Here is a 14,989-nt window from a genome sequence, read left to right as displayed (position 1 = left end):
TTGATTCTAATCTTTGTACTGAATTTTAAAAATAACGTATTATGATGCCACAAATCACATGTCTAAATAATGAAACCTTAATCGATGTTAATAACCATATTATATGAGCTTTTTTCAAAAATTACTTTCTAAAAACAAACTTTCTTCTCATGACGGTGGTCCACTTTGGAAGTATTTCTTAACCGATAAGGATTTTGAAAGACTTGTAATAAACTTACAATATGGAACAGGTATTACAATTGATCCAAGGGATGTTTCCCTTTATTATGCGCAATGGTGGAAAAGGAATTACAATGGTGGAATCCCTAGTAAACTCAATGTCTTTGAATCTTTAGGCGGAAATAGTAGGTTTGTTTTAACCGAGGACGAGTTTTATAAAATGGCACGTAAAGGAGCTCAAATGCTAGGTATCAAGTGGATTAAAAAACAAAATACCCTTTACTTCAAAACATTATTGTTGCAAGGAGGGCTTCCTCTAAAGCATATCTCAGAGAACCAAGGAAAGTATAAGGCTTTCCTAGAAGCTGTCTTAGAAGAGCAGCCAGAAACAATAGAAGATTTTATTTTCAAAACCCACATTATTGACCTCTTGCCAAAATCTAGTCAAAATGATATTATTTATGAAAACTGTCTTGAAATTGTAAAGTCTATTTTGAATAATGATGGTCAATATGAAGAATTACTAGAATCTGAAGAGATTTTAAAACAAATATCAATTTCATTAAAAGTAAAAAGAGCCTCATTAATAAAAAAAACAAGACTGTCTAAGCCTAAGAACTACTGGCTGTTAAGTTCTAAAAATGAAGAGTATAAAATTAGTTTAAGATTAGGGTTAGCAAATACATATTCTAAGGATGCTCTTAGCAATTTTTTAGGGTTTGAAACACTAGAAAGAGAATATCAATTTTTTATGGACGATAATCTTGTATGTGTTTTCCGTAAAATGGCAAATGGTCAATTTAAAACAGACTGGTATAGTCAGGATAACAAAGACTGGGATGTTTCTGCTGGAATGCCTAACACTTATGTGATTAGCAATGATAACAAAACTCAGCTTTCAGATTTCATACAAGCTATCCCAAACTTAGAAGAACCTACTTTATGGACTAGGTTCAACGATAATGAATGGCGTCTTATTAAAGGTTATTCGGCATCAAATAAAGAAGCAGCAGTACTATTTCCTAAACAATGGAAAAGTGACCTCCCTTCCTCTGAAATTTCTTTATATACAAAACAGCTTACTTGTATGCCATTTGAAGGTGAAACTGAAATTTATTCTGAAGATGAAAGACGAGTCTATCGCAGTGGTGTTAATTCTTTCGATTGGATAATAGAAAGTAAAAAACCAAACTGGATGTTAAAAGCCAATTTACCGGTTGTTCAAGGTGCCCCTAAGATTCTCGTTTTTGATGATGAAGGCTATGACATTAATAGAAACCAATTTAAAGTGTTTATTAAGAAGCATAACTCTAGAGACACATGGGAGGATCTCTCTAGATTGAGCTATATTTCTACTGGTTGTTTTGATTTAAAAATTGTGAAAGATGATTTAGTAGCTCACGATATTTTCTTCAATATTGGAAACCTACAAGCCAGATATTCAAATCAATCAATTTATTCGGCAATAATAGAATTCAAGAACCTTGATTATTTTAAATGTAAGTTAGACGAATCAACGTTAATACAAGTCAACGAAGATAACAACTGTTATGTATTAAAAGTAAACACAGAGCATTCAAAAATACCCACTATTGTGAAAGGGTCACTTGGTTATCCCGGTAAAAAGAAGTTATTCTTCGATCTACTTTCACCTTTTCAGGGAATGATCATAACAGATAGAGATGGTCATATTATTGACGAAGAACAACCTTTATCACTTGCTAATCTTTACGGTATGCGTATTCTAAGCACACCCAATAATGAAACGTTACTAAAGATCAAGAACAGCTTAAAATCTGACGTCATAATTACTAAGGAGATAAAGGAATCTACTCAACCAGTAATATCATTTAAAGACGAAATAGTAAGACTATTTTACCTAGCAGATGCTATGAATTATAAAAACACTGTTTGCCTTGAGTTGTCAGAGGGAAGAGATAAGAAAACTTATAAATTCTCAGGGTTTAGTCATACCCTTGAGATTGAGAATCAATTGCAACACAGGGTTAGTCTTTTCGATTCTTTTGACGATCTTGAATTATTTGCTATCCCAGTAAATTGCGCTGCAGATGATATCGAAATAATTCCGCTTTTTCGAAATGACGAATCTTACACTATTCCCTCTAATGAAATCTCAAATCAATTCATTGTAATTTCTTCTAAAAAAGAAGGAAAACAATTAATGCCACGTTTTGTAAATACAGGTGATTTTTTTCTTGGTGTAGATAAATATGAACGTATTGACAATTACCATAAAGAGTTATCAGTTAGAAATTTCAAAGATGATATTTGGAAGCAGATATTGACATATTTCAATATATGTGTTCAGTATGATTTACCTTTTTCAACCTTTGATCAATTGCGTGCGATTTCTAGGAGTTCTGAAGTTGCTTCAAGAGCTTTTTTGTTCTTAGGAATTAATCAATCTGATCCAATAGAATATGTTCATAAAGCGATACCAGAGATGGAAACGGATTTAGGGTTTTGTTTTCACTGGATAGCGAAAATAGATTGGGGGGAATCCATTTCTGAAATAACTGAACGTGTTGGTTATGAGTATTATAATAATATCGCAGAGTTAATTTCTTCATATATGGGTGAAAGTGGCTTGCAAGAGCTGTTCAAGTTTATTAGTGGCGCAAATATAGAACCAGAATCACTATCGCACAGAAATATACTTGACTTAAGGTCCCAATTGGGAACTAGGGTTTTAAATGAGCTTCCTTACAACAGCCCTAAAATAAATCATAATTATGGTATACCAATTGAAGCACATAATCAAGTAAGACTATTATTACAATCGCCTATTGCTGTGGCGGAATCAATATGTGACATACAAAAAGAGTATCCCATATGGGCTGGTGATGAAAAAAGAGAAGTCATAAGGAGAAATATGCAATACAGTCAATATCTCAAACCGAATTTTTACAACAAAACTATTTTACACGCCCTAAATAAAAACTAAGTCCATGAATTTTAAAGAATTTTATATTAAAACCGAAAACAGATTAACTGATGCTATTTTATCGCTTTGGGCAACTGGTGACAAAGAAATGCAAGATTATTTTAAATACTTGTTGACTCAAGAACCGATTATTGCAGAAACAATTTTTCAAAATACATTCCCTTGGAAGGAAGGAAATTATACGTTTGGAGAAACTACAGCTATTTTTAAGAAAGAATTTATAAAAGCATTGGCAACAATTAAAGATCCAGACTTTCAGTTTCCAATAGATAGAAAACCATATAAGCATCAAATAGAAAGTTGGCAAACATTACTAAATCAGAAAAAATCTATCGCAGTAACTACGGGTACAGGCTCTGGTAAAACCGAATGTTTTATGCTTCCTGTATTGCACGATATTCACGAAAACTGTAAAAATAAGGAAGGAGTTAATGCAATATTTTTATATCCGTTAAATGCATTGATTGGTAGTCAAAGAAAACGAATGCATGCATGGTGTTCTGCATTAGATGGAGTTAGATATGCGCTACTAACTGGAGATACTGCAAACAAATCAAATTATAAAGATGATCAGAAGGCTTTTCCTGAACTAATTTCAAGAGATAAAATACGAAAATCACCTCCTCAAATACTGTTTACAAATCCAACAATGTTAGAATATATGCTTGTTAGAAACGCAGATGTTCCAATACTCGAAAAATCCGAAGGAACATTACGGTGGATTTTATTAGATGAAGCACATACCTTAACGGGGTCTAAAGCCGCTGAAATGGCACTACTCATTCGTCGGGTTGTTACTGCATTTTCAGTAAATATAAACGATATTCGTTTTGCGATTACCTCTGCCACAGTAGGGAGTGGAAACACAAATAGTCTCAAGAAATTTATGTCTGATTTGTGTGGGATCAACCAAACACAAATAGTCGTAATTCAGGGAGATAGAGTAAACGATCAAATTGAAGATAAAAACATTCCTGATTTGTCAAATACTTTGACAAAAAACAAAATTATCAAAATAAGAAGTAAGCTCCTAAAGTCAGCTGCCTTAAGCCAATCAGAAATAGGAAAAGTACTTGGAATATCTGATAAGTATAAGCAATTAGCTTCTATGGACTTCTTGGCAGAGCAAAAAATCAGTGATGAAAATTTACTACCAGTAAGAGGACATTTTTTTACCAGAGGTATAGGTGGAGTTTATGCTTGCTCAAATGCAAAATGCGACAAACACAAAGAGCATATTCCTTCAAAAGTAATTGGTACCATGGTCACTGTTGCTGGGAAAAAATGTACCTGCGACCATCCACTGTTGGAATTGATTTCCTGTAGAAGCTGTGGTACAATGATGCTTGAAGGTGAGTTACACAAGGAGAAAAACAATAAAAAAAGCATCCGTAAAGTATTTCAAAAAACTAGTGTGGGCTATGAAGCTTTTCATTTAGAAAATGAAGAGGAACGAAACGAAGAGAATAAAAATAATGTAAATGACTCAGCAGTACGATTTCTAAAAAACAATCTGAATCAACAATTCAAAGATGCCGATTTAGAACCTTGTAGCATTTCAAAGGATAATGAAATAATTGCAGGCGAGGATTTACTAATGCTCGAAGACACAAGATGCCCTTCTTGTGGTAACAACGATAAGAATCCGATTCATTATAGAGTTTCTTCAGCATTCACAAATCGAATCTTGTCCGATATTGTTTTAGACCAAACTCAAGACGCTAAAAAAATCACAAAGAATACACTCTACAAAGGTAAAAAATACATTTCATTTACAGATAGCCGCCAAGGGACTGCAAAAATTGCTGCATTAATTAACATTGATAGTGAAAGTAATTGGATTCGGTACCAATCTTATCATTTTCTATTAAAAAAATTAAGTGATAACCAAGAAACTTCTAGTGTCGAAGAACTTTCGAAAAGGCGAGCATATCAGGTAGCACAACTAGAAATCGCACCACCATTCGCTATAGAAGACATTCAAAAAAATATTGATGAACTCAATAACAGGATAAATAAAGAGGGAGGTCAATCACTTTTTAAAAGTAGAACTACTTGGAAAGAAATTATAAACTTCATAAGTAACAAAGAAGAGTTTAAAACACTTTTTAACAAATCTGCTAAAGGAGAAAATTTCATTATTCAAGGTGACATCTATGCCAAATCACTCCTTTTTGATCAGTTCTCGAAGAGATTGCAAAGGGAAAGATCTTTAGAGAACTTAGGTCTTGTAAACATCGTTTACCCTAGCCTAGAAAATCAAACCTTACCTTCAATAGCTGAAGTACTAAAAATCACAAAAGAGGAGTGGTCTGATTTATTAAAAATTGCAGCAGATTATATAATACGTAAGAACATACATGTTTTCTTTGATGATAAAATGAGAGTATTTACCTCAAAATTTTACCATTCGCAAGCGATACATCCGTCAAACACTGAGATAGCGAATGTCTCCAAATGGCCATTATTCAATCCTAACGCAATTACTCAGCCTCGACTGATCTTACTTATATGTGCAGGTCTTGGTTGGGATACACAAGAAGAGATAACAACAACTCAACAAGATCAATTAAACGATTTGTTGGAAAATATTTGGCGCGTTTTAAGGGGCAAAATTCTTACTCAAGACAAAGAAGGATACAAATTAAATATTGAAGAAAAAACTTTGTTAGAAATTGGAGGTAATCAGTTTTTATGTCCTGTTTCAAATAGATTAATTGACAAATGTTTCAGAGGTTTTTCGCCATGGGTAAAAGGGAATCTTACTCCTGACAATCTTTCTATATATAAAATAGCGAATGATAAAAGCCATCAATTCAAAGCTTTCGAGTACTCATATCACTTAACTTCAGCAAATTTACCCGTAAAAAAAGAGATCGTAGAAGAGTGGTTGGCAGTAAATAGCAATCTAGCTAAAGAAAAGGGGTTATGGAATAACCTTTATGAGAAAATATTTGATTATAATAAACTATACTTAGCAGGTGAGCATTCTGCACAACAAAACAAAAAACGTCTAAAACAATTAGAAGAACAATTCGAAAATGGTGAAATAAATATCTTAAGCTGTTCTACAACCATGGAAATGGGAGTGGATATTGGCGGGATTTCAGCCGTAGTAATGAGCAATGTTCCTCCTATGCCAGCAAACTACCTGCAGCGTGCAGGTCGTGCAGGTAGGCGTGCTGAAAATAAATCATTGGCACTTACATTTTGTGCACCGAATCCAATTGGACTGCGCACAATGAATAACCCGAAATGGGCATTGGAGCACAAAATTGCACCTCCTATTCTAGCATTCGACAGTAAAAAAATCGTTGAACGACATGTAAACTCATTGTTATTTGGTCTATACATACGAGAGGAAATTAATGATTGTAAAGGTCTTAATATTAAGGAGAATATTGAAGTTTTCTTTTTTGAAGGAATACCAACCATTGCAGAAAACTTTTTAAGTTGGTTAGAAAAAACAGAAGTGTCTGAATTTGAGCAAGCTTTGCAAACATTGACGCAGGGCACTCCTTTAAAAACAACTACACCTAAACAACTAGTACTACTTGTAATTGACAACTTTAAAGCAATCGTAGTAAGTTTAAGAACTCAACGTGAGTCGTATGACAAGAAAATGATAGAATTGGCAAAAGAGTTAGGTGAAAACAGTACTGCTTACAAAACAATAAAATACCGTAGAGGACAGTTTCTCCAAAAGTTTGTATTAAATCACTTGGCAGAAGAGAACTTTTTACCCAATGCCGGTTTACCAACAGGTATCATAGATTTTGAAAAAATAACGATTAAGGAATTAAACCAAAGAAATCCAGATAGATTAAAATTAAATCCGAGTTACCCAATTACAAGAGCTTTGACTGAGTTCGCTCCAGGCAACAACATTTTAATTGATGGTTTAAACTATCAGTCTTCCGGTATTGTTATGAAAAACAATCATGGAGCATCTGGGCAAAGAAATGCAATTCAATCATGCACCTCTTGCGGGTATCAAAGAATTTTAGAAGAATCCGACAAAGTAACTGATTCCTGTCCAAAATGCAACACGCAGCATTCTTTCGTGGGAGTAGATCTAGGTACAACAAATAGTAAATTCACAGAACTTGTTGAACCAGTTGGTTTCGCGGTAGATTTATATAAAGACCCCACAAGAGTCGTTTCTGAAAAATCAAAACCTCAATACCTAGAACCTTTATTATTAAATATAGATCCTTGGAACCTAAATCAAACAAGTTATTTAGACTTCAGAACAAGTGAAAAAGAAAAACAAGCTCAAATTTTATTTTACAATACAGGAAATGGAGAAGGCTATAGTTTATGTCTCGATTGTGGAAGAGTAGAGACAAATCACGATAAATTAGAAGGCCACAGCAGACTTAGAGGTGGTAAAAATGATGAAGGAGAAAACATTTGTTCTGCAAACAATGTAAAAGACCATATTATTCTAGGGAGTAGATTCAAAACTGATTTCACAGAAATTCGCTTAACAAATGCCGATGGGTCTTTTGTCAATGATAAAAAACTAGCTTATACTTTAGGGGTAATCTTTACAAAATCTCTCGCTGAATATTTGGCAATTGAAGAATCTGAACTTGGTTTTGGAATAAAAAAATACAAGGGTTATCAAACGATTTTCATATACGACAGTGCAAAAGGTGGTGCTGGTTATGCTTCACAATTCAATTTATTCATAAAAGAAATACTAAAAAATGCCTATGATGTATTAAATGATTGTTCATGTAATCAAACAGCTTGCACCAAATGTTTAATTGATAGAGCTACGCAATGGCACATTGAAGATTTAGATAGTGCTGCTGCAGTATCATGGTTACTAAAGGCAAACACAAATCAGCTGCCCGAGGCACTTAAAAACCATCAATTAACAATTAACACGATATACGGTACTCTTTATGACGAAATAAAAAGTCAAAACTACCATTTCGGTGCAAAAGAAATTAATATTCATATACATTCCTATTGTAGTGAGTGGGAATTGGAAAATTTAGAAAGTCTAGAGTTAATAAAAAGAGACAATTGTAAGGTTAATTTTATTGTTGAAGGGGATATTAAATACACAAACAATCAAGAAAAGTTAACAGTACTATTATTATCTCACAACTATAGGATTAAACAAGGGAACAAAACTGAAATAATCACATATCCTATTCACCTTTCTTTGTTGCTTGAAAATGGCCAGCAAATAAGTTATATATCAAAGGAACCCTATATGAATTTGGAGGATGCTTGGTCAAAAAATGTTCAAGAAAACTTTTACAAAGTTGATGGTATAAAAATAGAAGAATACGCCTCGCTAGCAGTACCAGAATTTAATCAAAGTAATTTATATGAATCTAGACTAACCACAATTCCTGGGAGGCAATGTCAAAGTAATGGCTTGGCTAAATTAATGTTAGAGAACTTAAATGAAACTGACGACTTTCTTGCAAAGATTAAAGGTCAAAGTTTCAAAGTCTCTTATCTTGACAAATTCAACTTGACAGAATTTTCAATGCGTCTACTCTTGCAGTTTGTAAGCCAATTACAAAGTTTGTGTTCTATAGAAGTGGAAACTCTAAATGTTCATTTAACAAGTGACGTTTTTAAAAGTTTCAATTCTCCGTTTTATATCATCCACAATTACAGAAATCTTGACGATTATAAATATGATCTAGAACAACTAGCTCCAGCTTACAATTTTGATGCACAAGTAAACCAAGTATCAAAACTGCCTCATTATAGATATTTAGAATTTAAATCGAAAAACACCTCTTTTAGTATTCGAATAGATGGAGGTATTGCACATGGTTTAAAACCATTAGACAGGTTAGAGTCAGAACACATGTCTTATGACAATCAATTGTTTAAAATAAGAAAAGATGTATCCCATGATATCATTTATAACATTAGTATTGAGAATTAAATAAAACTGATAATAGAAGAAAAAATAAGATCTGGTAGTAATATAAATTAATTAAATTCACACTTTAGTGAAATCAAACAAACCAACAATAAAATTATATGATCACAGGAGAATTAAAGTCACAAGTAGATAAAATATGGGAAGCCTTTTGGACAGGTGGAATCTCGAACCCATTATCTGTTATAGAACAGTTTACCTATTTACTATTTATAAGAAGGTTAGACGAACGCCAGTTATTGGAAGAGAAAAAAGCCAATACGGTTGGAATACCTATCAAAAATGAGATATTCACACCAGAACAGAAAGAATTAAGATGGAGTTCTTTTAAAAACAAAGATCCAGAAGCAATGTTTGAAGTATTTACCAAACCTACAGTTGGTGACATGACAGTTTTTGACCACATGAAACAAGTAGGGGATTCGGCAGGCGTATTTGCAGAGTTTATGAGTAAAGCCTCTTTTATCATTGCCACACCTCGTTTATTAGATCAAGTGGTGCAGTTGATTGACAAAATCAACATGAAAGACAGAGACACCAAAGGAGACCTGTATGAATACATGCTTTCTAAGACGGCCACTGCTGGAACCAACGGACAGTTTAGAACACCAAGACATATTATTAAGATGATGGTAGACATGACACAGCCTAAAAAGGATGATGTTATCTGTGATCCTTCTACCGGTACTGCCGGATTTTTAGTTGCTGCAGGTGAATATTTTAGAGACAACCACGACGATTTTTTCTTAGACAAAGATTTTAGAGAACACTTTAACAATGAAATGTTTAATGGGGTAGAGATCGATTCTACCATGGTGCGTATTGGTGCGATGAACTTACAGTTGCATGGAATTGAAAACCCCAATTTAATAAAGAATGATGCCCTGAGTGAAAGTGCAGGATACCTTAGAAATAAATATTCTTTGGTTTTAGCCAACCCGCCATTTAAAGGAAGCTTGGATTACGATGCCGTTGAGAATTCCATTTTAAAAATGGTAAAATCTAAAAAGACAGAATTACTCTTTTTAGGATTGATGCTCCGCATGCTAAAAACAGGCGGTAGAGCGGCAGTAATTGTGCCAGACGGTGTGTTGTTTGGAAGCTCTAATGCCCACAAGCAAATACGACAAGAACTTATTGAAAACCACAAACTAGATGCCGTAATTTCGATGCCTAGTGGTGTGTTTAAACCTTATGCTGGGGTAAGTACTGCGGTGCTATTTTTTACGAAGACAGTCACAGGTGGCACAGACAACGTTTGGTTTTACGACATGACCGCAGATGGTTTTAGCCTGAATGACCAACGGAATGAGATTAATGACAATGACATTCCAGACCTTTTAAACAGATACCATAACTTAAAAGAGGAAACTACTAGAGCTAGAACAGACAAAAGCTTCTTAGTGCCTTTTGATGAAATTAAAGACAATGACTGGGACTTATCTATAAACAGATACAAGGAAATAGTCTATGAAGAAATTGAATATGCTGCTCCTTCTGAAATTATAAAGGATATTGAAACTCTAGACCAAGAGAGAAACCAAGCGTTGACTGTTTTAAAAGAGATGTTGAGATGATTGTAAAAAATATTTTCAAAATATCTAAAGGTAAGAAAGCCGTTGAGTCAATAGATAAGACCTTGCAAAGGTATATCCAGATTGGAGACTTGCGCTCAGATGACAAAATAAAGTATGCTGAGTCTGATGATAAAAATGTTATTTGTGATGAAAATGATGTGTTGATTGCTTGGGATGGTGCAAATGCAGGGACAATAGGCTACGGTCTTAAAGGTATTATAGGCAGTACTTTAGCTAGACTTTCACCAAAAGTGGATAACATTTATTCTCCATATGCCGGTAGATTTTTACAAAGTCAATTTAGGTATTTAAGAGAAACTTGTACAGGAGCGACAATTCCTCACATTAGCAGACCTACATTGGAAAGTCTTAAAATCCCACTCCCACCACTAGACCAGCAAAAAAAGATAGCAGCCATTTTGGATGCAGCAGATGCCTACAGGCAAAAAACAAAAGCACTCATTACAAAGTATGAGGAACTGACACAAAGCCTTTTTCTGGATATGTTTGGGGATCCTGTGAGGAATCCTATGGGGTGGGATAAATTTACTTTGGATAAATGTTATATCAATAAAAAAGAAGGAACAAAGTGTGGTCCTTTTGGTAGTGCATTAAAAAAACACGAGTATGTTGATTGTGGTATACCAGTATGGACCATGTATAATATAAGACATGGTGGTTTTGATAAAAATAAATGTTTATTTATCACAGTAGATAAATATAATGCTTTAAAAAGTTATGAGACTAAATTAGGAGATATTATAATTTCCAGAGCTGGAACTGTTGGTAAAATGTGCGTTATTACACATAATGAAAAAGCTATAATAAGCACTAATTTAATAAGACTTAGATTAGATTCAAATAAATTACTCCCTATGTATTTTGCGCTATTAATGAATAAGTGGGGAGCAAAAGTTGCACGCTTAAAGACTGGAGCGGAAGGAACTTTTACTCACATGAATACTGGAATATTGAATAGCATAAATCTCCCAATACCACCAATAAGTATTCAAAACCAATTTGCAAACAGAGTTCAAGCTCTAGAAACACAAAAAGTACAAGCACAGGCTAGTTTAGCCCAAGCAGAAGATTTGTTTAACAGTCTATTGCAAAAGGCATTTAAAGGAGAGTTGGTTTAATGGAAAATAAAACCAAAAAAGAGACGGCAAGAAAGACTTATATAAATAAGGTAGCCTATCTTTTTGGTAATGGTATCAATAGATCAAAATTAAATAAAAAAGATAGATATGAATGGGGTAACTTATTAGAAGACTTGAATAAGCAGTTTGCAAATACTCAAATCTCTAATATTAGAAATAAACCATTTCCAATGGTATATGACGAAATTGTAAATTATTCTTTAAGAAACGGAAATAGAAGCGAAGGATATTTAAAGAGTTTTATAAAATCTAAAATTGACCAAATTCAACCGAATTATAGATATAATAACCTTAAAAAAATTAAAAACAGAGAAATTCTAACAACTAATTACGATTATTTAATAGAAAATTCTTTAGAGGATAATTGGAAAAGAAAACCAATTAATAAGTTAGAGTATTATTATAGTATTTATAGATATCAACAAACGTCCAGAACAAAAGTTTGGCATATACATGGCGAGCAAGCCGACTCTAGGTCATTATTACTTGGTTTTAGGCATTACATAAACTATGCTTCCAAGGTGAAAGCAAGAGCTGAATTATTTATCAACGGATTAAAGAATAATACAGAACATTTGAATCCGTCTTGGGTAGATTTATTTTTCACTCACAATATAAATATAGTAGGCTTAGGAATGTCTTATACTGAATACCCACTTTGGTGGCTGCTAGCATATAGAAATCAAAAAATTGTATCTGACCCTAATCTTGATATTAATAATCGGATTACTTTTTTTACTCCATCCTTTGAGGAAAAAGATAATATTGATTTAATAGATATTTTAAAAGCTTACAGTGTTAAATGTAATGTGATTAAAGTAAGTGAAAATGATTATGATGGTTTTTATGAAAAGGTTTTAAAATTTAATTAATAAAATAATATTTTCTGAATATTAACCGGGAATCAAAAAATGTTATTAGCAAAAAAAGAATATGAGCAAACCACTATTTAAAGAAGTTAGTTATTCTCTATCAAAATTAATGGATGATGTAGAAATGGGAGAAATTGGATTACCAGATATCCAGAGACCTTTCGTTTGGAAAAATTCAAAAGTTAGAGATTTATTTGATTCCATGTACCAAGGATACCCTGTTGGGTATTTATTATTTTGGGAAACAGATGCAGAAAAAGGAGTAAAACAAATTGGTTCTCATAAACATCAAAAAGTACCTAACTTATTAATTGTAGATGGCCAACAACGCCTTACATCTTTGTTTGCTGTGCTTAAAGGAATTTCTGTTGTTAGAGAAAATTATGAATTAGAAAAAATAGAAATAGCTTTTAAGCCATTAGAAGGTAAGTTTGAGGTGGCTGATGCGGGTATTAGAAAAAGTCCTGAATGGATTCATAACATAAGTACCTGTTTTCAAAGTGATGCCAGCCAATACGCTATTGTTGGTGAGTACCTAAATAAATTAAAAAAAATTAGAGAAGCAGATGGTAAAGAATTCACTTCTCAAGAACAAAAAACGTGTGAAATAGCTTTTCAGAAATTGTTTGGTATAGGTGCTTTTCCTTTTACCGTATTGCAACTATCTGCAGGGATTGATGAAGAACAGGTCGCAGAAGTTTTTGTAAGAATAAACTCAAAAGGGAAAACGCTAAATCAAGCAGATTTTATACTAACACTAATGTCTGTATTTTGGGAGGATGGTAGAAAAGAGTTAGAAGCTTTTTGCAAGGCAGCAAGGAAACCCGAAAAAGGCAAACCGAGTCCCTATAATTATTTTATAGAGCCAGACCCTGCCCAATTATTAAGAGTGTCTGTAGGAATTGGTTTTAGAAGAGCACGCTTACAATATGCTTATGCCCTATTGCGCGGTAAAGATTTAGAAACTGGCAAGCTTAGCAGTACGCAACGAGAAAAACAATTTGAAATTCTACAGGCTGCCCAAAACAAGACATTAGACCTTCAGAATTGGCACGATTTTTTAAGTATTATTCAAAAAGCAGGATTTCGAAGTGCCTCAATGATTAATTCAAAAGGAACTTTAATTTACACTTATATTCTATATATCATCGGGAAAGAAGACTACAAAGTACCTCATAAAGAATTACAAAGTGCCATTGGACAATGGTTTTTTATGGCAATTATAACTTCTAGATATGTGAGCAGTTCACCTGAGTCTGCTATGGAAAGAGATCTGGCAGATTTTAGAGGGTTCACAAAAGCCGATGAGTTTTTAAACTGGATAAAAAATACTATTAAATCTGAATTAACGACAGATTTTTGGGAGATGACTTTGCCTGCAAGGATGGAGACATCTTCTTCTACATCTCCACATAATAACTGTTACTTGGCAGCTTTACATTTATTAGATGCTAGAGCATTGTTTTCAGAAATTAGAATTTGGGATGCATTAGATCCTACAACGAAAGCTAGAAAGAGTAAAGTTGAAAAACATCATTTATTTCCAAAAAATTATCTAAAAAGTTTCGGATTAACAGGAACTAGAATAACAAATCAAATTGCAAATTTTGCTTTGATTGAGTGGAGAGACAATATTAAAATTTCTGACGCCCCACCATCAGAGTATTTAGAGGAGTTTAAAAAAGACATACCACAGAATAAATTAGATAAAATGTATTATTGGCATGCCTTGCCAAAAAATTGGGAAGACTTAACGTATCAAGAATTTCTTGCTGAGAGAAGAGTTTTGATGGCTTCGTTAACTAGAGATGGTTTTAAACAGCTAGAAAGAGGTGGAGTTGTAGAGGATAAGCCGTCAACTTTAGAACAAATGATTGTTCAGGGTGAGGGTATTTATACAGAGTTTAAGTCTACGCTAAGAGTAAATTTACATACAGGTGAAAAGGACAAACGCATGGAGCATGCTTCCTTAAAAACTATTAACGGGTTTTTAAACTCCAAAGAAGGAGGTACACTTGTAATAGGCGTTTCTGACGATGGTACTGCATTGGGTTTATCAAATGATCTTTTTGAGAATGAGGATAAACTAGAATTACACTTAGGCAATCTAATAAAAGCACAATTAGGGGTCGCCTCCATGTTGCATATTAAAGCACATTTTGAGGATTATCAAAACGCAAGAGTATTATTAGTTGACTGTAAGCCGAGCAAAGTTCCTATCTACCTAATAAATAACGGAGTAGAGGAATTTTATATAAGAGCTGGTGGTTCTTCAGCTAAATTAACACCAAGTCAAATGACTGTATATATTTTACAAAGGTTTAAATAATTAAAAG

General features: G+C 33.4%; 6 protein-coding genes. All 6 read left to right on the top strand.

Translation table 11 applies throughout. The annotated features are described in order from the left end of the window. The first annotated feature begins 103 nt into the window (after positions 1-103). Positions 104-3,124 carry a hypothetical protein gene (locus H593_RS0113525; RefSeq protein ID WP_028872942.1) on the top strand — a complete coding sequence of 1,007 codons (3,021 nt, stop codon included), beginning with the start codon at positions 104-106 and terminating at the stop codon, positions 3,122-3,124. Between the two features lie 4 nt (positions 3,125-3,128). After that, the gene (locus H593_RS0113520) at positions 3,129-9,047 is read left to right on the top strand and encodes a DEAD/DEAH box helicase (RefSeq protein WP_028872941.1); all 5,919 of its coding nucleotides are present in this window, start codon (positions 3,129-3,131) and stop codon (positions 9,045-9,047) included. Between the two features lie 98 nt (positions 9,048-9,145). Then, complete coding sequence (locus H593_RS0113515; protein ID WP_028872940.1) at positions 9,146-10,621, top strand: type I restriction-modification system subunit M; 1,476 nt, start codon at positions 9,146-9,148, stop codon at positions 10,619-10,621. Further along, complete coding sequence (locus H593_RS19245; RefSeq protein ID WP_051229737.1) at positions 10,618-11,760, top strand: restriction endonuclease subunit S; 1,143 nt, start codon at positions 10,618-10,620, stop codon at positions 11,758-11,760. Before H593_RS0113515 ends, H593_RS19245 begins: the two co-directional genes overlap by 4 nt. Further along, on the top strand, positions 11,760-12,653 hold the full coding sequence (locus tag H593_RS0113505) for an SIR2 family protein (RefSeq protein ID WP_028872939.1): 894 nt from the start codon (positions 11,760-11,762) through the stop codon (positions 12,651-12,653). The genes H593_RS19245 and H593_RS0113505 overlap by 1 nt, the downstream gene beginning before the upstream one ends. Positions 12,654-12,714: 61 nt before the next feature. Beyond that, positions 12,715-14,982, top strand: a complete 2,268-nt coding sequence (locus H593_RS0113500; RefSeq protein ID WP_028872938.1) for a GmrSD restriction endonuclease domain-containing protein — start codon at positions 12,715-12,717, stop codon at positions 14,980-14,982. Positions 14,983-14,989: the final 7 nt, after the last annotated feature.

The organism is Psychroserpens burtonensis DSM 12212 (assembly GCF_000425305.1).
GTDB classification, from domain to species: domain Bacteria; phylum Bacteroidota; class Bacteroidia; order Flavobacteriales; family Flavobacteriaceae; genus Psychroserpens; species Psychroserpens burtonensis.
The sequence above is the reverse complement of the archived record's forward strand: the minus strand, read 5'-3'. Positions and strand labels throughout refer to the sequence as shown.

Bases quoted from the DNA above. Each gene is read 5' to 3' on its own strand.
- H593_RS0113525 (WP_028872942.1), top strand. From the start codon at position 104: ATGAGCTTTTTTCAAAAATTACTTTCTAAAAACAAACTTTCTTCTCAT.
- H593_RS0113520 (WP_028872941.1), top strand. From the start codon at position 3,129: ATGAATTTTAAAGAATTTTATATTAAAACCGAAAACAGATTAACTGAT.
- H593_RS0113515 (WP_028872940.1), top strand. From the start codon at position 9,146: ATGATCACAGGAGAATTAAAGTCACAAGTAGATAAAATATGGGAAGCC.
- H593_RS19245 (WP_051229737.1), top strand. From the start codon at position 10,618: ATGATTGTAAAAAATATTTTCAAAATATCTAAAGGTAAGAAAGCCGTT.
- H593_RS0113505 (WP_028872939.1), top strand. From the start codon at position 11,760: ATGGAAAATAAAACCAAAAAAGAGACGGCAAGAAAGACTTATATAAAT.
- H593_RS0113500 (WP_028872938.1), top strand. From the start codon at position 12,715: ATGAGCAAACCACTATTTAAAGAAGTTAGTTATTCTCTATCAAAATTA.